Source organism: Nostoc sp. DSM 114167 (assembly GCF_052692655.1).
On sequence record NZ_CP195116.1, the window covers coordinates 4,340,062 to 4,363,026 of the forward strand.

Below are 22,965 nucleotides of genomic sequence, written 5' to 3' on the forward strand. Positions count from 1 at the left end.
ATCATTAATTGAATTGGTATTATGAATCATCGTTTAATCAACGACAAATGACAAAGGACAAATGACAAATGACCACAACATTAAAAGAATTTTTAGAAGCTTGCGAGACTTTGGGAACTTTGCGTTTAATTGTGACTAGCAGCGCTGCTGTATTAGAAGCACGAGGCAAAATAGAAAAATTATTTTATGCAGAATTGCCTAAAGGGAAGTATGCGAATATGCACACCGAAGGCTTTGAGTTTCACTTGAATATGGATAAAATCACTCAAGTTAAATTTGAAACAGGTGAAGCGAAAAGAGGTAACTTTACAACCTATGCCATTCGGTTTTTAGATGATAAACAGGAGTCTGCTTTAAGCCTCTTTTTACAATGGGGTAAACCAGGAGAATATGAACTAGGACAAGTGGAAGCTTGGGAAACTTTAAAACAGAAGTATGGGGAAGTTTGGCAACCTTTACCAGCAGAAATTTAATACAGCTAAACTGATAGAGGTGGAGGAAATCGGATATCTGCACTGAACTGCTCGATATTAACGCTGCGATGAATCGGTAAAACATATTCTAAATTTTCGTGGGGGCGGGGAATAATGTGATTAGAAAGTATCTCACCACCGTCAACTCGCAGCACCGCCTTCAATCCTGCTGTTACTGCTACATTCACCTCGCCCACAACTCCTCGAATTAAGACAGTAATTCGTCCCAAATCAGTGTTTTCATAACCAACAAGGGTTACACGGGCAGCTTTACACATAGCATCTCCCACTTCCACTGCTGTGGGAACGCCATAAACTTCAATCATGCCTAATGCCAATGTCATGCTATCACTATAAATTCGGGATAGGGCTAATTATCTCACTACAAAGTTTTAATTTATTACAGAAAATTATTTAATTTTTAATCGATAAACAATAACCATTAAATACAAAACTGCTAATGCTTGTAATGAAGGTAATTTGGAGTTTTTGCTTGCTGTTTTTATTCCTTGTGTGGGGTGGTGAAGCTTTTGCAGGAGAGTTGTCTCAAAGGTTAGCAAATTTTCCACAGTGGGAAAAATTAACTTCAGTGCAACCGGCTTCAGGTGATTTAGTTTACCCTGAATGGATGGCTGGAACTTGGAAAGTTACAAGTACCTTAGTAGATTTAGCTGCGCCTTTAGCACCAGAGATTGTAACTCCAGGATTTGAAGGTAATCGCCGACAATTAAATCAACCTGTGAGTTTTGTAGTAAGATTTGTGAAACAGCAACCACTTATTTCTGGATTAAAAATACTTCCTCAGATAGGTTACAAATCCCCAATTTTAGTAGCGGATAGAGCGTTTAATAGCTTGAATTTGGCAAGAGCTTATTTAGGGGATAAAGCAGTGTTATCAGTCAAAGTAGATCCAGATTCACCTAATCGTCAAATTACGTTCTTGCGTAGCAGTCGCCAACTAGTTTCTATTGTGACTGCACGTGCTACAGAAACTACTCCTGATGGCAAGTTCATCACCACAGAAGTGTTTCAACAACTATTTAAAGGCGGTTCGCGCCCCTATTTAAACTCTGTAGAATCGACTACGGCTTATCATCAAGTTTCAACATCTAATCCGGCGATTGAAGCAGATCAAGTTACTGCTGTCTATCTTTCACCCCAAGATCCAGATTACTTTAAAGCTGGTTCTCGACCAGTTGCTCTCTATCGCTATCGCCTCGAATTTTTCCCTCAAGAGCTACCAACTACTCCCAAAGAGTGATTTGTCATCTATCTCTTGATCGCTTTGTAATACAGTTGTAGTATATAAATTCCAAGTTTTCGATCGCGCTCTTGGACGGTGTGCATCATGGCCAAATTTCAAGATATTGTCAATTACTTTCGCTCTTACTGGAAAGTGAGTGTTTTCAGTATTACAGCATCCAGCGTTTACGAAATTATTGATTTGGTTGTTCCTTATGCGATCGGGCAGATATTAAACGTTTTGTCTGCTCAACCCTTGGACAAACCACTTCAAAGTGCGATCGCAACTTTTTCGGATATCACCAATTACCCAGTTAATAAAACTCTATCTTTGGGTGTATTACTGGGTTTAATTTTCGTTGTCACCGTAGTGAGAGCGCCAACACAACCCTGGTTAACCAATTGGTTTCATTGGGATATAGCCTTCAGGTCGCGTCGAGAAAAAAACGAAACAGCGATCGCTAAAGTTCTGACTCTGCCACTAGAATTTTATGATGAAAATAACCCTGGACGCATTGCCGGCAGAGTAGCTAGAGGTGTTGCTAACCACACTTGGGTATATCCCGAAGTTACCGGACAGTTGATTCCTAAACTGGCTCGTGTGCTGGGTATTTTTGTGTTTATCTTGTTCATTGAGTGGCGGATTGCAATTTTATATCTAATTTCCTTTGTAATTATTCTCAGCTTCAGCTTGAGGAGTTTACAACAGCTCATTAGGTACGAAAGTCGTCTAGATAAGTATGCAGAGGACACCGAAAGTCGCACTTCCGAATTAATCACCAATATCAAAACGGTAAAAGCATTTGCTACAGAAGCTAGGGAACTGAAGCGGCAAAAGCAACGTTTGGATCGAGAATTAACGGTGCTTGATTATCGCATCCACAAAGGTTATACGATATTGGGTACTTGGCAAAGAACCGTAATTCAGTTTTGTGTATTTACAATTCTGGGTTTGACTTTAGCAGCAACAGTAAATGGGAAAATTTCTCTCGGCCACTTTGTCATGACCTTAACTCTTTCTAGCATGGCTTATGCCGAATTAGAACCTATTGGTAGCTTGGCAGAAGTTTTTGCCCGTCGTTATTCTTCTATGCTGCGGTTTCACGAATTTCTCCAAGAGCCAACTGCATCCGATTCAGCTAGTCTTTTAGAAGAGAGTAACCAGACAGAATCACCTTATAAATTTACTGGAAAAGTTGAGTTATCTCATATTAGTTTTGGATATGATGCCAACCGTCAAGTTTTGCAAGATATTAACTTGTTGATTGAGCCATACCAAACGGTGGCATTAGTGGGGCGCTCCGGTTCTGGTAAGTCTACTTTAGTGAAATTGCTGTTGCGATATTTTGAACCTCAAGCAGGCCAAATTCTGATTGATGGTCAAGATATTCGCACTTTGGATGTGGGTAAGTATAGACGAAGGCTAGCGATCGTTCACCAAGAAGTAGACGTTTTCAACGGTACTATCTTGGATAACCTCACCTACGGCAGACCAAATGCCACTTTCGAGCAGGTTCAGGAAGCCTGTAGAATTGCCAGAGTCGATGAAGTAGTGCAGCACTTACCCAAAGGTTATTACACTGTCGTGGGAGAACGAGGTGTCAGGTTATCTGGAGGACAAAGACAACGTTTGGGAATTGCTAGAGCGTTGTTAGTGGAACCAGACGTGCTGGTTTTTGACGAAGCTACCTCTAGTTTAGATTATGAGTCTGAGCGTTCAATTCAGCTAGCGATGCGATCGATTCAAGGCACTTGCACCACCATTGTTATTGCCCACCGTTTAAGCACAGTCCGGGAAGCTGATAAAATTGTCGTTCTAGAGCAAGGAAAGATTGTAGAAATGGGTAGCCACGATGAACTCTTGCGTCACGAGGGTATTTACCGCCGCTTGCACTCCCTACAAGAAACAGGAGAACTTCTGAGTTAGGGGACATACACATTTTGGATTGGCCCCACAAATGAATCCGCCTGATTAAATCGACTTTATTCACAATAAGGTCGATTTTTTATAGATATCTTCAGAAATTAAATATGTGTTATCTAAAACTCTTTCGCGCCTATTCGGTGGTATAACTAATATTATCAAGTGGGGAATTTGCTCCTATTCCCCAAGAAAAGCGTTAGCCATTGAAATTAGTTTTACGCCCTTTCGTGAAGCGTGATAAGTAAAGTAAATAATCCATTCCCTACTGCTGGAATACTAATCACTAATCGAAGTCTTCCAATCAGAAAAAACTAAGATTTGCTCTTATCTGCTTCTTTCTGTGCCGCCTCACTGTATTTTTTATAAAGTTGAGTACGAATTTTAGCTTCTTGATAACGGCTGTGGGTTTGTGGTACAGTACTCATTAAATCTGAAGCCCGTTGCCACTTAGCAGCAATCTCTAACCACTGAGTTGAGGTTGTAGCTGTTTTTCCAGATGCAGAAGCTTGGTTGGCAATTCGCACAGATATTTGAAATGGATCGTCAGAAGGCTCAGAAAAGCTATTGTTAGAAGCGCGAGATGATGTTTGGGCTTTGCTATCTTTAGTGTTTTCTGTAGTTAAAGATTTGGAAGTTTCTGGTTGTATTAGGTTTTTCAATTTATTACCTAGCTGGGCATAAACAACCCAACTAAGCAATAACAGCGAGCATAAACCAGCTGCTGCTAATATCTTTGTTTTAGGTTTATTTTTGTATTTTTCTTTGTTGATGAGTACTAAAGGACGAGAAACTTGAGTTTTCGGATAATTTGGTTTTCCTAGTTCAGCTTGAGCTTCTGTGAAATCTTTAATTAATTGCTTTACAACATTTGGCTGAATTAATGTAATTTCCTGTGACCAAAGCAATTGATTTTCGCGATCGCTATCTATTTCTTTTAACCATAGCAATTGTTGTTCTCGAACAATCCGACTGTTGATTTTAACACGGCGAATGTGACGCGGGGCGATAGACTCAAGAATTTGCTGGATTTGTTCTACCAGAGGAGATTGCTCAAGTTGTTCTACTTTAGCTGCCTCGCACAGAATTTGTAAGACACCATCAGAAAAAATGGCTCTAGTTCTGACACAAGACTGGGCTAGCTTTTCGTTCAATAGCTGAATAATCGCCGCAACGCTGCCTTGGTGAGCTTGCCAAGCGATATCGTTTATCCGGTCTACCACCTGAAATTTAGTGATAGCTCTTCCACCCTGAGTGATTAACGTATTCATTAATTTAGGGACTCTTTTTTACTGACCTCGATCTTGTCTTCGATTTTACGAGTAAAAAGATGAGTTGCCAAATAATATCATAAATATGGAAATCTGGAGCCTTCCTTTTTGGTTTGCTAAGGACGCTTGCTGATGCTCAGTTAATTTGTACGCTTCTGAGCCTTGAAAACGTGCAATTCTCCGGCTGAAACTCTGCTTTTCAGGTAAGGCCCATGCTGACAGAGGAGTTACCTGTTTGACATAATACACGATCGTGTCTTTTTGCGTAGGCATCGCCTTTAATCAGAGTGAGGTAGGTGAATACACTCTGTTCCCAATGCGAAGCGCCGACGAGCAAGCGATCGCAAAGTTCATAAACTAAACAAAATAGTCGTATCGGGATACTTTTGTGAGGAATTATCGTTTTTTTTAGCTTTTTGCCACAATGGCAATACCAAATAGCACAGCGATCGTTACATTAGAAGATATATAAATAAAAATCAACAATGATTTTTTTTCGTTCGCAGTTCACACAAAATCATGAGTGCAAGTACCATTATTTCCGATAATCCCTTACTCCAAGGCACTGGTTTACCTCAATTTACAGAGATTAAACCAGAACGAGTAGTACCCGCCTTCAATCAGCTGCTAGCAGAACTTGACCAGCAACTTGCCACTTTAGAAGCTAATGTACAGCCGACTTGGAGTGGTTTAGTAGAACCCTTAGAAAAGCTGACGGAACGGCTTACCTGGAGTTGGGGGGTGGTAAATCATTTAATGGGTGTTAAAAATAGCCCGGAACTGCGCGAAGCTCATGAAATCGTACAGCCACTAGTCGTACAATTTATCAACAAACTCGGTCAAAGCCAACCCATCTACAATGCTTTTAAGGCACTCCGTAGCAGTGATAATTGGGCAACTTTAGAATTAGCTCAACAGCGCATTGTGGAAGCCGCCATTCGAGATGCAGAACTTTCTGGTGTTGGCTTAAAAGGAGAGATAAGAGACCGTTTCAACGCCATTCAGATGGAGTTGGCAGAACTTTCTACTAAATTCTCTAACCATGTACTTGATGCTACGAAAGCCTTTAGCTTAACCCTGACAACAAAAGCGGAAATTGACGGTTTACCACCAAGTTTGGTGAGTTTAGCTGCTCAAGCTGCACGTGCGGCAAAAGAAGAGAACGCCACACCAGAAAATGGCCCTTGGCGCATTACTTTAGACTTTCCCAGTTACGGCCCTTTCATGCAGCACAGCACCCGTCCAGATTTGCGCGAACAGCTCTACAAAGCTCATATCACTCGCGCTTCTAGTGGCGATTTAGATAATAACCCGTTAATTGTGCGTATTTTGGAGTTACGGCAAGAACTCGCAGAGATACTTGGCTTTAAAAGTTTTGCCGAGTTGAGCCTTGCAAGTAAAATGGCTCCTAATGTTGAGGCAGTCGAAGCACTATTAGAAGAACTACGCCAAGCCAGTTATGATGCTGCTGTCAAAGACTTAAAAGAACTTCAAGCTTTTGCTGCATCTTATGGAGAAGAATATCAAGATTTAAAACATTGGGACATCAGCTTTTGGGCAGAACGCCAACGAGAAGCAAAATTTGCCTTTACCGCTGAAGAATTACGTCCCTATTTTCCCCTTCCCCAAGTGCTAGATGGCTTGTTTGGACTTGTTAAGCGGCTATTTGGTGTTACAGTAACCCCTGCCGATGGTCAAGCCCCAGTATGGCATGAAGATGTCCGTTATTTCCAAATAGCCGATGAAACTGGTTCTCCTATTGCTTATTTCTACTTAGATCCCTATAGCCGTCCAGCAGAAAAACGTGGTGGTGCTTGGATGGATGTATGCATCAATCGTGGCAAAACTGAAAATGGTGCAACTGCCATCCGGTTGCCTGTGGCTTATTTGATATGTAACCAAACTCCCCCAGTAGATGGCAAGCCGAGTTTGATGACTTTCTATGAAGTAGAGACTTTGTTCCACGAGTTTGGTCATGGATTGCACCACATGCTCACCAAGGTTGACTATGCCGGAGCCGCAGGTATCAATAATGTGGAATGGGATGCAGTGGAACTACCCAGTCAGTTTATGGAAAACTGGTGTTATGAGCGACCCACTTTGTTTGGTATGGCTAAACATTACGAAACTGGAGAAGCCCTACCAGAGCATTATTATCAAAAGCTGCTAGCGGCGCGTAATTATATGAGTGGTACTGGTATGTTACGGCAAATTCACCTTAGCAGTGTTGATTTAGAACTACACTACCGCTATCGTTCCGGCAGCAATGAAACTCCAGCAGATGTGCGTCATCGCATAGCTAAGACTACTACTGTTTTACCACCACTTCCAGAAGATTCAATATTGTGTTCTTTTGGGCACATTTTTGAAGGTGGTTATGCAGCAGGTTACTACAGTTATAAATGGGCTGAAGTCCTTAGTGCTGATGCTTTTGCCGCTTTTGAAGAAGCTGGGCTAGAAAATGAAGAAGCTATAAAAGCGACAGGTCGGCGTTATCGGGATACGGTACTAGCACTCGGTGGTAGCAAGCATCCAATGGAGGTGTTTAAAACTTTCCGGGGTCGTGAACCAAGTACGATCGCTTTGCTCAGGCATAATGGTTTAGTAAGTGCTGCTGCAAACTAAGTAACACATCTGTGGAGATGTTGTATTGCAACGTCTCTACACCAAAATTTTTGCTTATACCAATTCAATTAATGATTGCAACACATCCTTGTGTAAAGTAAAGACGCGATGAATTGGTGTAAAGTAAAGACGCGATGAATCGCGTCTCTACAAATGGTCTATTTGTTGCATTCTTTTTTAAAATTGGTATTAACTGAAAATTTTTTCCTAGTTTAAGGTGTTCCTGGAACAATGGGTTCTCCGGCAACATCATCTAAGCGGATGCTGCTCAACAAATTTCGCCACTCTGCTTTCAGGGCTGCATCTTGAGGATTTTGTTGACGCAGTTCAGCTAACGTCGTCAGTGCCTCGTACCATATCCCATTTTGGGCGTAGATAGCATAGCGCTTTAGAGGTTCTGCCGTTTCTAGTTGTTTGACTGTTGGTTGACTAAGGTTAACTCGTTTTATTACCCCTTCAACAAAACTTGGGGGAGCATTCTTTTCTTTGTCACAGTTAATGGTGAAAAACCAACGGTATTGTTGGCCTACTGCTAAAGTGGGGGCAGTGCTAGGCAAAGAAACGCGGATGATTCCGGGCTTATCCGGTAGAGCGATCGCTTTTTTGTATACCTCGTTAGCGTCTGGATCTTGCAACACAAATTCAACTGTATAGGGCGAATCTTTGGTATATGGCACATAGAAAAACCAACTTGGATGTTCTACTGTTGTTTGTCCCCAGACATTAATCACTGAGTTAGCTTCCTGAGTAAAGGGTACTAAAGCAGTCAAGTCAATTTCAGGTGAAGGACATCCACTAGGCCCCCCGCGCTTTGCTCCACCACGAACGCGACCTCCCGGAGGTGAGCCAGCTGGAATTGGAGGTTGAGTAAAAGTTGTGGCTTGAGCAAGGGTTGTTTTAGCGTCAGAGCGATTAGGAGTTGTTTTTGCCAGTATTGGAGTCAGACTAACTAATAAGCTTGTACAACTAAAAGCTACTACTAAAAACAGTTTTATCGGTTGTGAATTTAAATTCATAGAAACCTGACCTCATAGGATTTTAGATTTTAGATTTTAGATTTTAGATTTTAGATTTTATATTGGGCACAAGAGGCACAGGGGCAAAGGGAAAAAACTTACTGCAACTTCTCCCCTGCTCCCTTGCCCCCTGCCCCCTGCTCCCTTGCTTCTTCCCCATTCCCCGCCCGGACTTTTGTTTTTGAATGATTATAAATTGACATTAAAACCCCCATAGCTAACAACGATAAAGCCGACGGTACGAAAGGCACCCAAGCACCCGAAACGAACAGACCAAAGCAAAGTACATACAAAACGCTAGAAGCAACACCCATTGCCAACGCCAACCAGGGTAATGAAAGTCTGCGCCAAACCAGTATTCCCCCAATCAAAGACCAGCCCCAAATCCAGACTACCTCCGCCCACAATGACCAAGCGCGCAGCAACGGCCGTCCATCCTGAACTGCACCAAGGATCTGGCTGACCATGTGAGCTTGTACTAGTACTCCTGGCATTTGCTCATCTAAAGGAATGCCATAAGGTGTAGACCAAGTGTCTGGAGAATCCCCCTTTGCAGTCACACCAATCAAAACAATCCGGTTTTTGATGGCGTTAGGGTTAACCGGACCAGATAAAAATTGCGTTAGCGTTACCTGTTCGGCTATTTCTTTTGAAGAACGATAGTTGAGTAAGATTTGACCGCCATTAGCATCGATACCTTGATAGCCACCAGTACGAGACTTCAGATTCTCAAAAATAGTCTTACCCAACTGCAAATTTCCTTCAGGGGTGAACTTTGTTTGAATTCCTAAAGGGCGCAGATAAAGGGATGCTAGTTGTAAACTGAAGGAATATGGAGTAAAACACGATGATGTCGTCTCTTGATTCATGAACAGAAGATGCCGACGAATAACTCCATCGCGATCGTGAATAAAGTCACTGAATCCCAGATTTGCTGGAGGGATTTCTGGTGGCGGCTTAATGCCTTTGATATTTCCTGTGCGATCGCTTCCCTTGCATACGCCAACCAAGTTCTGAGTTTGCTGGAGACGAGTAATTAAATCTGGCTCTTTGGCCTGAAAATCACGGTAGACATCCAAGCCGATCGCGCGGGATTGGTATTGATTCAGTTTTGCTAAAAGTTTATTCAGAGATTTTTCAGAAATGGAAGCTCCAATTAAGGACTCGCCATTTTGTCTTTGAATTGCTAAATCCTCATCGTCAATTGTAATAATTAACAGTCGGGGATCGAGTCCTTCGGCAGGGCGCGATCGCATCATTAGGTCATAGGCTTGAATCTCTGGATTTTCTAGCAATCCCACCAATCTCACGCCAAAAACCAAAGCTGTAACTGCCAAGCTGGATAATACAATTCTCTTAAATTTGCGTTTGTTAGACAAAGGTAAATTTGCTGGCTCTTCATCTTCAGATTTTGTAGACCTTAATTCATCCCAAGTCGGTGGTATCTGCGCCGGATTTTGGCAAATTACTGGTAGCCAAGTCGCACAAGGAAATCTATCTTCAAGTCCTTGCAAGCGTTCCCGCGCTTGGCGTACCGCTTGATATAAAGACTCGCCACCAGCAAAACCTTGGAGAAAATATTTTAAAAACTCCTTCGCAACCTGGTCTGGGACGGGTTCGCGCATGACAATTATTTGAGGAATTTGCAAATCAGCTAATTCTCGCGCCAATCCCAATCCATCACAGGAGTTGAATATAGCTAATTGCAAACCATTTTCAATGGCTTTTTTGAGAGCGTACTTTAACTCGCCAATGGTAAGACTATCAGTTCTATTCAGATAAATTCGTCCGCTTTCGCCATTTCCTTGACTGGAACTGTGTCCGGCAAAGAAGAGAATATCCCAGTTTTTTCCCCAGAGATGCTCAGTCAAGTCCTTACGTTGTGGTTCTACCAAAAAGCTCACCTTTGCGTTACTACACTGTTGCAGTAAAGCTCGATCGGCTTGGGTGTCAATCCCTTTACTATTGCCGACAATTGCCAAAATATTGACTAATTGATTGAGAGTGCGTGGCTTGTGAATGCGATCGTAGGATGGTGAAGAAAGGGCAATTTCAGCTTTGGGATAGCGTTCTAACAAGTCCCAAAGATGCCAAGGTAATAGCTGCAATTGGCTATTTTCTGTTTGCAGAATTACCCGTACTTCGTCGCTGGATGATAATTTTTCTAACCATTTTTCTCTCAAAGGGCGAAACTCCTCTGCTCGCAACCAAGTATTAAAGCGTGCGCGCAAAATATGAGAAGCGTTTTCGCAGTCTTGCACCATTGATACATTCGTCACCTGCATTTTGTCAGCATGGAGGCGATAACGATTGCCTATTTGCCGATAACTAGACTGCCAATGACTATAATAGAGCGGCATTTCCGGGAATGAAGGGAGCCTCCCGGTGATTTCGGTTGTAGCACGCTCGTGTTCTTCACCAATTTGGAGGGTGACAGCAAACCCCTGCTCAAAACTACCCTCTCCAAATTTGATCGCCACTAATTTACCCATAACCGTCGCTATTTCCCCATGCAAGATCGTGCCCTGTTCTCATGTCCGATCGCAAGCTTCACAAGTCTCCAAAAGCTAGCTTGGATTTTTAATTTTTAATTTTCAATTAATGAATTATCACTTAATAAATTACCGACAAACAAGGAAGATAGTTACATATTTCAAATTCGGAAATATTCGGTAATACTGGTATTATCCAAGGCTACCCTAACACTAAATTGCTCTCTAGGTTCACCACGAAACTGCAATTGAATGTAGTTGTCTGATTTTCTAGATTGAGCGTCAAGAAATATTGCTCCTGAACTATCTATAACAGTGAGATGAACTCCTGGTGGCAAGTAAATTTGATTTCCAGTGGCGTGCAATTGGAGATGAATACTAGTTTGTCGATCTTTTTCGGGACTGATTTCCACAATCAACATCACAGGTTGGTTGTAGATTTGGATACCTAAATCAATCACTTTTGCCCGTTTAGTAATTGATTCTGGTTGTTTGAGGGTATCTAATTCCAAAGTTTCAATACTGCGAAAGGCATAAGTTGGCATGAGTTCCGGCACGTTCCACAGCGATTCAATAGTTTCCCAACCAGTCTCAAATATACCAGCAAACCATTGACTCAAATTTACTAATGAATTAAGTGGGGATTGACGCAGTTCCCAGATGTGGTCAATAAACGCTTCCAATGGTTGCAGTTGCGCTAAAGGAACTGTTTCAGTTGCCACACTAGGGACAAAACCAAGCAGCCTTGCTTCTTCGAGCGATTCATCAAATTGAACTATTAAATAACCCACCCGTTCTTCCCAAGTTTCTGGAGGAATAAAACATATTTGCTGATGCAAACGGACAGGGCGACACTCCAGACGGCCAATTGAGGGCAGTTCTAAATCAGCGACATCCCCACAAAGGCGCACAATTGGGTTCCAACTGTCACTAGCATGAAGATCGGTAGGAATATCCATCATCTGCAAGTAGTCATTCACCACCCATACAGCTAAAGTATTCAGCCGGACTTGCTCTGCTTTTTCAAGATTTGGTTGCTGGTTAGCAAATTGCTGGGCAGTTATGCGAGCTGTTTGGGAAATCGGCAATGTTAAAGCGAAATCATCTAGCTGATAGGTGGAGTTATTCATAAGTCAATTTCTAGGGTTCAATGCTGCTATGTATATATCACCCGCATTCAATAAATTTATGCCACAAAACTGAACACTGGAAAAAAAAACTGAATACTGGAAAAAGAGAATTGGGGACTGGGGATTAGGTAAAAATATCCCATACGATTAAAAGATTGTATATTGAAATCATCTGAGAGATAGATATTTTGAGTATTTATACCTCGATAAAATAGCTTAAAGCTGCTAAAAGCGGCTTATCAACTAGCAGATAGTTTGCCAAATTTTGAGCGGACAATTTGAGCGATCGCTTACAAAGATCGGCCCCTCAAATCACAACCAATTGCCAATCAAAACATAGGCAGACCAAAAGCTTGGCGCTCTGTAATTGGGATGTTTCAGCAGTTGTAGTTGGGCACGATGGACTGCTTCGGCTTTGGTGATTTTGCCACTTTTGAGTTCTCGATAGAAGGCACTAACAAACATCGCTGTTGATTCATCATCAATTTGCCACAGGGAAGCGATGGTACTACGCGCCCCAGCTCGGACAGCTGCTCCTGCTAGACCGAGTGCTGCACGGCTGTCTCCTGTTGCTGTCTGGCAAGCACTCAAAACCAATAATTCTACTACGGTTTTATTCTGGCTGTGGAAGAGAGTATCAAAATCTTTGACATTGATCTGACCATCGAAATCTAAAATAAAAGTGTCTTCGAGGCGGGAACTAAACTGACCGTGGGTTGCCAAATGCACTATGTTGAATGAAGCAGCGTCAATTTCACTTTCCAAATTCTTTTTCTTAAAATCTCCATCCAATAGGCTGGTTGTCGAAACTCCTGCTTTGGCAATACCGTCAAATTCAGATTTGATCGCCAGCAATGGTGCAAACTTGGGAAATCCTGGCGGCGGCATAGTCAGTCCTGCGGTTAGCGCTCTGAGCTGCTGTTTAATTAGCGGTTTCGGGTCGAGAAGTTGTAGACCAACGCTGAGGGCGATCGCATATTTCTCTACTAAATATTGTTTACCATCGTAGAGAGCTGCCATTGGTAAATTGCGTAATGGCCCATCTAGGACGAACACTAACGTATCGACGCCACTTTGTTGCAATTGTGACTCAATGGGTTTAAGCAGCCAGCTGTAAACTTCTTGCGATTGGGTTTGGACGATCTTAGTAGCAGTTGGATCGACAAGATTTCTTCGCAGTTTTATTAAGAGTTGCTCTACTTCTCTTTGGGAAATTTTGGTACTGTAGCTTTCCAAAGGTTGTTGAGGAATTTTGACAATTACCTGGAGTTCGTCACGAAGAATAATTGGATAAAGAATGGCAGCCTTGGAATTATCTTTATCTACTACTCGATCGAGGGCTACTTTCTGACCTTGCAGACAAGCTTCCTGAAAGAAGTCGTCTAATTCTGCTAGTTGGAGTGCTTCAATTCGCTGGCGTGCTTTATCCAATATTTCTTCATTTGGTTTTCCTTTTTGAGATTGCAGCAGTAACTCTACTGACTGGCGGTAGACAGGTTCTACACTGTCCCGGAAATCAAATTGCACATCCTGGTTCACTACATCTTTATTGACTACTAAATCTCTCCGCAGAGACTCAAGAGTGTTTACAGCAGCATCATAAGCCGCGATCGCACCATTAATATCTTTTTGTGCCCAAAGCAATCTACCTAACTGCCACTCCAAGCTATAGGTAATTTCTGGTGCATTGCTACTCTGTGCCAAAGCTAATCCTTGCCGAGTCAGGTCTTGCGCTTCTGACAACTGTCTGGTTTCTTCGTACAAGCCGCCTAAACTCTTTAGAGCATAAGCCTCTGCCCGCTTGTCACCTAAACTACGGGATTGCTGAATGGCACTAGCGAGTAATTTTGCTGAATCTTTTGTACTCGATCCTGAGTAAAAACTCTGACTCGATGCTTGTAATACACCACTCTTGACTTTTGCCAAACTTTGTGAAAAGTTAACCTGAGCGTAAATACTCGCACGGCTGAGGGGAAGTTGCTTGAGGTGGGACTCAATCAACGGCAAAAGAGTTTGAACCTTTGCCCATTCTTTATCTTTAATCAGTAGTCCCAGGTGATTGAGTTGTGCTTGAACTTTTGTGAGGGGTGAGGGAGATACTGCGACTGTTTTTTGATAATAGGCGATCGCCTGTTCCTTTTGATTTTGTTTGCGGGCATTATTCCCCAAGCTGAACAGACTAGCCCCAATATCAGCGCTTGATTGGAGATTTTGAGCAATTATCAGACTTTCTTCTAGCGCTTGGCGTGACTTTTTCAAATCGCCCAATACCAAAAGGGCATCACCGAGCGATCGCAAACTCACTGTCTTTTCTAGAGAATCTGGTTGAGATTTTAACGTCTGACTGATTCGATCGAGGGTTTTGATCGCTCGCGGGTAAAATCCTTGGGTGCGCCACGCTTGTGCTTGATTGATTAGCGATCGCACCACGCCACTTTGATTATCTGCTTGTTTGTAAATTTCTTCTGTCTGCTGCCAAGTTGCCAAAGCCGCCTCGGACTTTCCCATTGCCAATTGCAGACGACCTTGAATATCTAATGATTGGGCAAATATTTGCAGATTTTGGTTTTTATCCGGTTCTTGAAGTAAATTTAAGCTTTCTGTAATTGCCTGCTGCGCCTGATTCCATGCACCGAGTTGCTGGTAAGCTAGGGAAAGATTACCCAATGTGACTGCTAATCCAAGGCTCTCCCCTTGCTGCTTATATATTTGGACAGCCTGTAGTAAAACTTTTACAGCTTTGGTAAAGTTGCCATTACTATATAGAACTTTGCCCTGCTGTAGGAGTGAGGCGGCATCAGTGGGCGTAGTCAGCGATATTATACTATTTATTGGCAGTTGGGATAAAGAATTGATTGAGCCAGGAACTTTTGCTAGCACTGGTGAACCGACAATGCATAGCAAAGCGACCAGGAAGTACAAAGGCAAACGTAAAAAGTGAGTTAGAGGAGTGAGCCAGCGCGTCCTTGCCGTTTCTCGACCCCTGCTTTTGAACTTTAGAGAATTTGCGCTAAAAATCCTAGTTGTTTTAGCCATAAGCATGACGAGAGGTAGGTGATAACCAGAAACACATAGGATGAATTATTAAGCTAACAGGCTAATGTTACCATCCCCATTCCCGATCAATCTTTGAGCTTCCACAATTTTCTTATTTATGGCGATCGCTGTGAAACTTGATTAGCAAAGTAAATGAAGTACACGGGTAGGGGCACAATATATTGTGCCTCTACGATTATCTCTACCTCATCATGCAATCTGTTGTAGTTAAAAAGCACAATGCTAACGCATCGGTTTAAAATGCTGAACCTATCTGACGTTTTCACGATTTGATTTTAAGTATTGTATCTTTTCAGTCATAGACTGCCCAACACCAATCAATACCCCGTGACGATCTTCACCCAGTAGCCACTCAAACTTTTTCGAGACTATGTAATATTCAAATCCATACATTTTTCCTATTAAGTCGGCAATTACCTCGATCTCACCCTCATAGAGCCAAAAATTACCATGCTGTTTAGTTCTTTTCCAGTCTTCAGCCACAAACCACACTGTCTCTTCTAAAGGTACAAGTTCTTTCAAAACATCGGGTGCATATTCGAGATGAATTGAGCAAGATGGTTCTTTGAATGAACCCCACCACCAGGGATAATTTAGTCCTTTTTTACCCAAGCTTGTGAATCGCTCAAGAATTGACACCAATATCTGTTCGTATTCATGAAGGCTAACTAACCTGAAATCATTCCAAGAAAGGTTTAGCGTTTTTATGGCTTCTTCAATATCTACTCTGAAATCTAAGCGTTGAGTCATAAAATCTACATCGCTCTAATACCAATTCTCTATAAACGATGACGATTCGTTTCCTTGGCGTTATTAGCAAGTTCGCTTCTATTTATGCTTCTATTTATTAATATGAGTATTTTACACTTTTGACTACAATGCTAACGCATTGGTTTAAAATGCTGAACCTAGTTGAACAAGAAGTATTGGATTTGATTGATGAACCCGAAACCTAGTGAAGTGTGGCTGGTTGATTTAGGACTTGCAGTTAGAAAGCGTTAAACTGCCACATCAGCAAGAATTATGGAAAGATATCTATAAGTTTACTTACTATTTAATTGATCTAGGAAAGTTCTGGTGGGAAGCGAGGTTTTTTGAGAACATACTCACGAATTACATTGGTTGCTCGCCAAGCAATCCCACTACCAGGAGGAACACGACAACCAAGAGTCCGTGCCGCCCCAAGGTTATTTCCCAATCTATCAAAGACTTCAAGCCATCCATGTGAACCATCTGTTATTACCCGAACGGCTAGTGTATCTTCTCCTTGAATCGTGATTCTTAAACCAAAAACACTTCCAATATCTGCCGCCTCAATCGTATTCTTATAGAAGTTATAGGCTTCCCAGAAACTATCTGGTGCTATTAGTGCTGAAGAGTTCTGCATATCGTAAAGCCATATTTCAATACCTTCAAGATGAAAACTAAACCTTACCTGACGTACCCATTGATCGTAGTCATCAACGGAAGTAAACTCTTCTTGATTGAGATTTTCTACTCTTGGAAGAGCTAGCCCATGAACATGAAAAGAGCTGGGTTGGAATATCGGGAGTGATTCAATATTTAATAACTCACCCCGATCGTAAACTCTTGGATAACCTTGAGAGTAAAAATGCTTTACAGTTTCGGCGAAATTGCTCATATCAAACGTTGGACTGGGACTGATTAAATATAGCTTGCCCCACAATCAACCTCAAAGTATTGCTTTAATACAACATCATAAGCGTTACTCTGCTGGGATGTTGCCCGCTCGGTGTACTCAGGTAGGGAGTCACTTCACCTCTGAAGGATAGGATTTGCACTTACATCTAAGACACAGTTATAGGTTTTCAGGCTTTAATCGCCCGCGAATCCACATAACTCATACCTCTCTACTTACTAAAGGCTCTTAGTTAGAACGAGGCGCACCTCACCAAAAAAATAGAGTTGTTGCATAAACTGATCGCCTCCAAAGCGGTAGCGATGCCCAATGCCCCATTCCCAATGCCCAATGCCCAGAATTTAAAATCCTGCCAAATGATGTGAAGGGTTCAAACTCAGGGATGATGAGTAATTAGCAATTAAATTGACAAAATCACACTATAAAGAGTGATATTAACCGATAAATAGCGCTTGTAAAGGACTAACGGGCATGATTAAATCTTGGATGGTGATTGGGGGCGTGGCTTTCTTGGTTGCTTTAGCCGCAAACGTGATTACGCCTAGCGATCGCCAATGGTTCAAGCGTTTACAACGACCGAGATGGCTAACTTTTGAGGGCGCAATTCCGATTATTTGGACTGTAATATTTATTTGCGGTGCTTGGTCAGCTTATATTGTCTGGGAAAAAGACCCAGGAAGCACCTCAACTTGGTTAATCATGGGTTTATATCTGCTATTAGAAATTGTTACCATTGCCTATACGCCTGTAATGTTTAAGCTTCGCAGTCTGAAAGTGGGTACAATTCTCGGTGGCACAGGTTTGATTATTGATGTTTTATTGATACTTGCAGTCTTAGGTTTTTCTGGTTGGGCAGCCCTATTACTAGTTCCTTATTTACTCTGGAGTCCCATTGGTACTTATACCACTTGGCAGATGATGAGTCTCAATCCTCAAGATGCCTAAGAATCGCACCAGAGAATGATTAAACATATAGCCTAAATTGTCACACTTGCAGTGTATGAATTGACAAAATACACAAAGCTTGAGTGCATTATGATTCCATCTTGGATAATAATTGGGGCTGTAACTTTCTTAGTCGCCCTTGGTAGTTTCTTCATCACGCCGCGTGATGTGAAATGGTTTGCAAATTTAAGTCGCCCTCGCTGGTTAGTTTTTGAGCCGCTGATTCCGGTCATCTGGACTGTGATTTTTATTTGCGGTGCGGCTTCAGCTTATATTGTCTGGGAAAAAAATCCCGGAAGCCTAATTACTTGGCTACTAATGGCTTTGTACCTCTTGGTGGAAATTATCACCGTTGCCTACATACCTACAATGTTGAGGTTTCGCAGCCTCAAAGTTGGGGAAGTTCTTGGTCTAATCGGTTTGATTTCAGGGGTTGTCCTGGCAATCTGCGTTTTACCGATTTCTCTAATAGCGGCGTTATTACTCCTTCCCTATCTAGTTTGGACTCCCATTGGTACTTACACCACTGATGAGTTAAAAGAATTGAATCCTCAAGATGCATAACGCATTTATGCAAGTCGCCCATAACGTGCTGTGGTAGGATTGGCTGGATTAGATTGATTATTCAGCCAAGCCCACATTTGATCGCCAATAGAAAAATGCCACCACTCTCTAGGATTGCGTTGAAAGCCAGCTTTTAACATTACATCTTGCAATAGCTGACGGCGAACATGATACTTTTGCGTTTCAGGACGATCGCTATTGGCATAATAATCGGGATGCGATCGCTCTGACATCTCATCAATGGGCGAACCCATATTCACTATTTGCCCTGCATCATCTACCAGCGTCACATCCACCGCCCCACCAGTACTGTGAGGAGGCGGAGTTTTTTCATCCAAACTTGGTACTGCCCAAATTGCATAAACCGCTTCCCAAATCTCTTGGCGTTGGTTTGGGGATAACTCCACGTTAGTTAATCCCCTATCTTGCATTGCTTGGCTGAAGCTGTAATCTACCATAAACTGCTGGACTGCGATCGGGCGATAAGCATCAAAAATTTGGATACGCCAGTTAGGATGCAATTGTTGAAGATAATTTTGCGCTTGGAGCAAATTTTCAATAACGCTTTTACGGAGATAATAAGGAGAGCGATCGCCATAGGGCGCACCTAACTTTTCATAAGGATGGGGAGATTCCACCGCAAACAATTCTAAAGGAATCGCTATTAACGGTTCACCACACTCGAAAATTGGGATTTGATGATAAGGTCTCATCTAGTCAGCCACATAGGACTTACGGATTTTAACGTAAGCATAGCATTCTGTGTAACGAGTCTCTTCTTCCTCTGTGTCCTTTGCGCTTCTGCGTGCAATACCAATTTTTCTCAACCCTGAACAATTTGTTACTTCGGAGTACTCATTTATTATTTTGGAGTACTCATTTGTTATTTTGGAGTACTCATTTGTTATTTTGGAGTACTCATTTGTTATTTTGGAGTACTCATTTGTTATTTTGGAGTACTCATTTGTTATTTTGGAGTACTCATTTGTTATTTTGGAGTACTCATTTGTTATTTTGGAGTACTCATTTGTTATTTTGGAGTACTCATTTGTTATTTTGGAGTACTCATTTGTTATTTCGGAGTACTCATTTGTTATTTCGGAGTACTCATTTGTTATTTCGGAGTACTCATTTGTTATTTCGGAGTACTCATTTGTTATTTTGGAGTACTCATTTGTTATTTCGGAGTACTCATTTGTTATTTTGGAGTACTCATTTGTTATTTCGGAGTACTCATTTGTTATTTTGGAGTACTCATTTGTTATTTCAGCGATGCCTGCGGTGGTCACTGACTTGTACTGAGCGCAGTCGTAAAGCCTGCGGCGGCGTAGCTACGCTTAGGGCGCAGGCTCTCCAAGAGTTGTAGCTTTGTCGTACCCTTAAGCAATTGCCAAATCATAATGTAAAACTAAGATTTCATCTGCTTTTAAAGTCGCAATAAAATTGATGCGAAAACTCTAGCTTTATGTTTTCCACTCGGATGTTCTGGGTTTAGACAATAGACCTGTCTTGAAAGTCTACTTTCATCCTTGGTTGTGAGCCGAAGGCTCATGGAGGTCTCTTGCAAAAGTGTTTTTTGCAAGAGGGGGAAAAGGGTAAAGGTTAAAGGGGAAAGGGACTTTTGCAGTACCTTTTCCCCCGCCCCTTATCCCCAGAGGGGACCCCACCTTCCCCTTTCTTTCAAGGGCAGGCTTTTAGGCTTTCGATAAATAGTTGAGAATGTTCTCAATTATTGAACGTAGTTTTAAGTTCTCAGACAATGGTTTTGGTTTTAAAATCCCAAAAATTTGTCTAATCAAAAAAACCTGCCCCAGAAAGCCTTCCCCTTTCCCCTTTTCCCGACAAATGCCAAGAAGTCTATTGTCTATGAATATGCCCTAACAAATTTAAGATTCTATCATTAACGGTTCGTTTTTCAAAAATGCTCAATCAAAACCAAACACCTTTATTAGATGCCTTAAAAGCCAATGCAGCAAGACCTCATGCGCCTTTTTACACCCCAGGACATAAACTAGGTAAGGGAATTTCTCAACCCTTGGCTGATTTACTTGGTACAAAAATTTTTCGCGCTGATTTAACTGAATTGGCAGATTTAGATAATCTTTTTGCACCCCAAGGCGTTATTCAAGAAGCACAACAACTGGCGGCTGAGGCGTTTGGTGCTTCGCAAACATGGTTCCTTGTCAATGGTTCTACCTGTGGGATTGAAGCGGCAATTCTCGCTACCTGTGGCACAGGCGATAAAATCATTCTGCCTCGTAATGTGCATTCTTCGGCGATCGCAGGTTTAATTCTCTCTGGTGCAATACCAATTTTTCTCAATCCTGAATACGATCCAGTTTTAGATATTGCCCACAGTATTACACCCAATGCTGTACAATCTGCACTCCAACAGCATCCAGACGCTAAAGCAGTGTTGACAGTTTACCCAACATATTACGGTGTTTGTGGAGATTTGAGTGCGATCGCCAATATTACACATCAATATAATGTCCCTCTACTTGTAGATGAGGCACACGGCGCACACTTTGCCTTTCATCCCCAATTACCCACTCCCGCTTTAGCCGCAGGTGCAGATTTAACTGTACAATCCATCCACAAGGTACTCGGTGCAATGACACAGGCATCGATGCTGCATATCCAGGGTGATAGGATAAATGGCGATCGCATCAGTAAAGCTTTGCAACTTGTACAGTCTACCAGCCCTAGTTATTTACTTTTAGCTTCTTTAGATGCAGCGCGTCAGCAAATGGCACTCCACGGAAAAATGCTGATGTCTCGCACTTTGCAACTTGCTGACGAAGCTAGAACCAGAATCAGTCAAATTCCTGGATTATCAGTTTTGGAAATGCCTCGGTTGGGGGAACCTCTAGGCTTTATAGCTTTAGACAAAACGCGACTAACTGTCACTGTTTCTGCTTTAGGTTTAACCGGATTTGAAGCAGAAGAGATTCTCGATGAAAAATTTGCTGTCACTGCTGAATTTGCCTCACTACAACATCTCACATTTATCATTAGTTTGGGCAACACCCCAGCCGATATTGAACAATTAGTGCAAGGTTTCACCACCCTCGCCAAAGAATATCGCCGAAGCAACTTGACTGTTAAAAACCAGGTTTTACTAAATTTAGACAGAACACTAGATTATGCTTTACAATTTTCTCCGCGTGAAGCTTTTTTTGCTGTCAGTGAAATACTACCTTTGACACAAACCAATAACCGCATCTGTGCTGAAATCGTCTGTCCCTATCCTCCAGGAATTCCTATGTTAATGCCGGGAGAAGTCATCACCAAATCTGTCCTTGAATACCTACAACAAATCCAGGCTATGGGGGGATTTATCAGCGGTTGCGATGACATTAGCCTCAAAAGGTTGAAAGTTGTGAAATAACCTTATAACTCCTGAATTCTTCATAAAAGTCTAATTGATGAAGTCAATAGTAAATGTGCGGTTTTTAAAATGAGTTAAGGGAAAATATACAGTATTTATACTAATGTGAAACTTCCATAAAAATAGCTAGTACACTAGTGCAATCTTTGATTGATACCCATAGGATCGTTTTGATGATTCCTAAACTATAAGATGAAATCAAAAACCTATTATATTTGGGGGCAAGTAACAGGTCCGATTGTATTCACTCTAGCGCTGGGTTTCTCAGCAAGAGCGAATGCAGTTGAGTTAGGCACTGCCTCTGATTACAATGTATTTGTTTTGGGAGATATCTCTCAAAAATATACAGATATCGAAGGAAAAGTTGCTGCTGGCGGTAACATCAATTTCGTCGGCGGACTTGGAAGCAGACTTTCTGGCAATAGCGGCAACGTAGTAGTCGCTGGACAGAATTTAACTTTAAGCAACGGTCAAGTCTACCACGGGAATGCTGTCTATGGAGGCAGCGCCAATGTATCCAGCAATGTGGGATTTCCCCAAGGAACTCTCAGCCAGGGTAATCCCATCGACTTCAATGAAGCAGGGAAACAACTGCGAGGGTTATCTGAATATTTGGCAACCTTGACTCCTACTGGTAACACAACAGTTCAACCTTGGGGTGCTATTAACCTTAGTGGCAGTGGTACTGCTTTGAATGTTTTTAATCTTGCAGGCTCATCTGTCTCCAAAACAAACTATTTTGAAATTAAGGGGGACGCAAATTCAACTATCGTTGTCAATATCAGCGGTAAGGATGTATCGCTGCAAAACTTTGGGTTTAATATCATTGGTGCAGATAAACAAAAAGTAATCTACAACTTTTATGAAGCAACTAACTTAACTGCTAGCGGAATTGGCATCCAAGGCAGTATTCTTGCGCCTTTGGCTAATTTCAATTTCAATAACGGTCAAGTTAACGGCAATGTCGTGGTAGCTTCTTTGACAGGAAATGGCGAGTCTCACAATTATCTATTTAATGGCGATTTGCCAGATGTCCCAATAAAGTACTACACTCCGCCTAAGCCTCCCACTCGTAAGGTTCCAGAGCCTGCAAATGTTCCAGGTTTAGGATTAGTTGCTGTAGTATTTGGTTTGTTTCGCTACAAACGCAATCGAGCAACTTGTTTAGAATAATGAAA

The 22,965-nt window shown here is 41.9% G+C and carries 18 protein-coding genes; 8 read left to right on the forward strand and 10 right to left on the reverse strand.

The window, feature by feature from the left end; genetic code table 11:
* Nucleotides 1-68: 68 nt before the first annotated feature.
* A complete protein-coding gene (locus tag NSTC731_RS18580) occupies nucleotides 69-473 on the forward strand; it encodes a ChuX/HutX family heme-like substrate-binding protein (protein ID WP_445626237.1) in 405 nt (134 codons plus the stop codon).
* Nucleotides 474-478: 5 nt separating this feature from the next.
* Here the strand turns inward: NSTC731_RS18580 and NSTC731_RS18585 are convergent, their stop codons facing one another.
* Complete coding sequence (locus tag NSTC731_RS18585) at nucleotides 479-817, reverse strand: carbon dioxide-concentrating mechanism protein CcmK (protein WP_445626238.1); 339 nt, start codon at nucleotides 815-817, stop codon at nucleotides 479-481.
* Nucleotides 818-933: 116 nt separating this feature from the next.
* Between NSTC731_RS18585 and NSTC731_RS18590 the strand changes: the two genes are divergently transcribed.
* On the forward strand, nucleotides 934-1,734 hold the full coding sequence (locus NSTC731_RS18590) for a DUF6816 family protein (RefSeq protein WP_445626239.1): 801 nt from the start codon (nucleotides 934-936) through the stop codon (nucleotides 1,732-1,734).
* Between the two features lie 87 nt (nucleotides 1,735-1,821).
* The gene (locus NSTC731_RS18595) at nucleotides 1,822-3,642 is read left to right on the forward strand and encodes an ABC transporter ATP-binding protein (protein WP_445626240.1); all 1,821 of its coding nucleotides are present in this window, start codon (nucleotides 1,822-1,824) and stop codon (nucleotides 3,640-3,642) included.
* A gap of 308 nt (nucleotides 3,643-3,950) precedes the next feature.
* On the opposite strand, the gene NSTC731_RS18600 is transcribed toward NSTC731_RS18595, so the two are convergent.
* Entirely contained in the window at nucleotides 3,951-4,907 is a 957-nt protein-coding gene (locus NSTC731_RS18600; protein ID WP_445626241.1) for a hypothetical protein, read from the reverse strand.
* A gap of 519 nt (nucleotides 4,908-5,426) precedes the next feature.
* On the opposite strand from NSTC731_RS18600, the gene NSTC731_RS18605 reads away from it, so the two are divergent.
* Nucleotides 5,427-7,532, forward strand: coding sequence for a M3 family metallopeptidase (locus tag NSTC731_RS18605; protein WP_445626242.1), 2,106 nt, complete (start codon nucleotides 5,427-5,429; stop codon nucleotides 7,530-7,532).
* Nucleotides 7,533-7,744: 212 nt separating this feature from the next.
* On the opposite strand, the gene NSTC731_RS18610 is transcribed toward NSTC731_RS18605, so the two are convergent.
* The 6 genes from NSTC731_RS18610 to NSTC731_RS18635 all read right to left on the reverse strand — a co-directional run bounded on the left by NSTC731_RS18610 (nucleotide 7,745) and on the right by NSTC731_RS18635 (nucleotide 16,869).
* Nucleotides 7,745-8,548 (reverse strand): DUF928 domain-containing protein, encoded by an 804-nt coding sequence (locus NSTC731_RS18610; protein ID WP_445626243.1) that lies wholly within the window; start codon nucleotides 8,546-8,548, stop codon nucleotides 7,745-7,747.
* Nucleotides 8,549-8,646: 98 nt separating this feature from the next.
* Nucleotides 8,647-11,040, reverse strand: a complete 2,394-nt coding sequence (locus NSTC731_RS18615; protein ID WP_445626244.1) for a CHASE2 domain-containing protein — start codon at nucleotides 11,038-11,040, stop codon at nucleotides 8,647-8,649.
* Between the two features lie 161 nt (nucleotides 11,041-11,201).
* Complete coding sequence (locus tag NSTC731_RS18620) at nucleotides 11,202-12,170, reverse strand: DUF1822 family protein (protein WP_445626245.1); 969 nt, start codon at nucleotides 12,168-12,170, stop codon at nucleotides 11,202-11,204.
* Nucleotides 12,171-12,482: 312 nt separating this feature from the next.
* On the reverse strand, nucleotides 12,483-15,206 hold the full coding sequence (locus NSTC731_RS18625; protein WP_445626246.1) for a CHAT domain-containing protein: 2,724 nt from the start codon (nucleotides 15,204-15,206) through the stop codon (nucleotides 12,483-12,485).
* 270 nt (nucleotides 15,207-15,476) lie between these two features.
* Entirely contained in the window at nucleotides 15,477-15,977 is a 501-nt protein-coding gene (locus tag NSTC731_RS18630) for a DUF6756 family protein (RefSeq protein ID WP_445626247.1), read from the reverse strand.
* Nucleotides 15,978-16,290: 313 nt separating this feature from the next.
* Nucleotides 16,291-16,869, reverse strand: a complete 579-nt coding sequence (locus tag NSTC731_RS18635; RefSeq protein WP_445626248.1) for a hypothetical protein — start codon at nucleotides 16,867-16,869, stop codon at nucleotides 16,291-16,293.
* A gap of 489 nt (nucleotides 16,870-17,358) precedes the next feature.
* Between NSTC731_RS18635 and NSTC731_RS18640 the strand changes: the two genes are divergently transcribed.
* Both NSTC731_RS18640 and NSTC731_RS18645 read left to right on the forward strand, forming a co-directional pair.
* The gene (locus NSTC731_RS18640) at nucleotides 17,359-17,832 is read left to right on the forward strand and encodes a TspO/MBR family protein (RefSeq protein WP_322701606.1); all 474 of its coding nucleotides are present in this window, start codon (nucleotides 17,359-17,361) and stop codon (nucleotides 17,830-17,832) included.
* 90 nt (nucleotides 17,833-17,922) lie between these two features.
* The gene (locus tag NSTC731_RS18645; RefSeq protein WP_445626249.1) at nucleotides 17,923-18,396 is read left to right on the forward strand and encodes a TspO/MBR family protein; all 474 of its coding nucleotides are present in this window, start codon (nucleotides 17,923-17,925) and stop codon (nucleotides 18,394-18,396) included.
* A gap of 5 nt (nucleotides 18,397-18,401) precedes the next feature.
* Here the strand turns inward: NSTC731_RS18645 and NSTC731_RS18650 are convergent, their stop codons facing one another.
* On the reverse strand, nucleotides 18,402-19,109 hold the full coding sequence (locus tag NSTC731_RS18650; RefSeq protein WP_445626250.1) for a M15 family metallopeptidase: 708 nt from the start codon (nucleotides 19,107-19,109) through the stop codon (nucleotides 18,402-18,404).
* Nucleotides 19,110-19,685, reverse strand: a complete 576-nt coding sequence (locus NSTC731_RS18655; protein ID WP_445626251.1) for a hypothetical protein — start codon at nucleotides 19,683-19,685, stop codon at nucleotides 19,110-19,112.
* Between the two features lie 632 nt (nucleotides 19,686-20,317).
* Between NSTC731_RS18655 and NSTC731_RS18660 the strand changes: the two genes are divergently transcribed.
* Nucleotides 20,318-21,787, forward strand: a complete 1,470-nt coding sequence (locus tag NSTC731_RS18660; RefSeq protein ID WP_445626252.1) for an aminotransferase class I/II-fold pyridoxal phosphate-dependent enzyme — start codon at nucleotides 20,318-20,320, stop codon at nucleotides 21,785-21,787.
* Between the two features lie 192 nt (nucleotides 21,788-21,979).
* A complete protein-coding gene (locus tag NSTC731_RS18665) occupies nucleotides 21,980-22,960 on the forward strand; it encodes a choice-of-anchor A family protein (protein ID WP_445626253.1) in 981 nt (326 codons plus the stop codon).
* The last annotated feature ends 5 nt before the right edge of the window (nucleotides 22,961-22,965 follow it).

Coding starts and splice junctions, on each gene's coding strand:
- NSTC731_RS18580 (WP_445626237.1), top strand. CDS start 69: ATGACCACAACATTAAAAGAATTTTTAGAAGCTTGCGAGACTTTGGGA.
- NSTC731_RS18585 (WP_445626238.1), bottom strand. CDS start 817: ATGACATTGGCATTAGGCATGATTGAAGTTTATGGCGTTCCCACAGCA.
- NSTC731_RS18590 (WP_445626239.1), top strand. CDS start 934: ATGCTTGTAATGAAGGTAATTTGGAGTTTTTGCTTGCTGTTTTTATTC.
- NSTC731_RS18595 (WP_445626240.1), top strand. CDS start 1,822: ATGGCCAAATTTCAAGATATTGTCAATTACTTTCGCTCTTACTGGAAA.
- NSTC731_RS18600 (WP_445626241.1), bottom strand. CDS start 4,907: ATGAATACGTTAATCACTCAGGGTGGAAGAGCTATCACTAAATTTCAG.
- NSTC731_RS18605 (WP_445626242.1), top strand. CDS start 5,427: ATGAGTGCAAGTACCATTATTTCCGATAATCCCTTACTCCAAGGCACT.
- NSTC731_RS18610 (WP_445626243.1), bottom strand. CDS start 8,548: ATGAATTTAAATTCACAACCGATAAAACTGTTTTTAGTAGTAGCTTTT.
- NSTC731_RS18615 (WP_445626244.1), bottom strand. CDS start 11,040: ATGGGTAAATTAGTGGCGATCAAATTTGGAGAGGGTAGTTTTGAGCAG.
- NSTC731_RS18620 (WP_445626245.1), bottom strand. CDS start 12,170: ATGAATAACTCCACCTATCAGCTAGATGATTTCGCTTTAACATTGCCG.
- NSTC731_RS18625 (WP_445626246.1), bottom strand. CDS start 15,206: ATGGCTAAAACAACTAGGATTTTTAGCGCAAATTCTCTAAAGTTCAAA.
- NSTC731_RS18630 (WP_445626247.1), bottom strand. CDS start 15,977: ATGACTCAACGCTTAGATTTCAGAGTAGATATTGAAGAAGCCATAAAA.
- NSTC731_RS18635 (WP_445626248.1), bottom strand. CDS start 16,869: ATGAGCAATTTCGCCGAAACTGTAAAGCATTTTTACTCTCAAGGTTAT.
- NSTC731_RS18640 (WP_322701606.1), top strand. CDS start 17,359: ATGATTAAATCTTGGATGGTGATTGGGGGCGTGGCTTTCTTGGTTGCT.
- NSTC731_RS18645 (WP_445626249.1), top strand. CDS start 17,923: ATGATTCCATCTTGGATAATAATTGGGGCTGTAACTTTCTTAGTCGCC.
- NSTC731_RS18650 (WP_445626250.1), bottom strand. CDS start 19,109: ATGAGACCTTATCATCAAATCCCAATTTTCGAGTGTGGTGAACCGTTA.
- NSTC731_RS18660 (WP_445626252.1), top strand. CDS start 20,318: ATGCTCAATCAAAACCAAACACCTTTATTAGATGCCTTAAAAGCCAAT.
- NSTC731_RS18665 (WP_445626253.1), top strand. CDS start 21,980: ATGAAATCAAAAACCTATTATATTTGGGGGCAAGTAACAGGTCCGATT.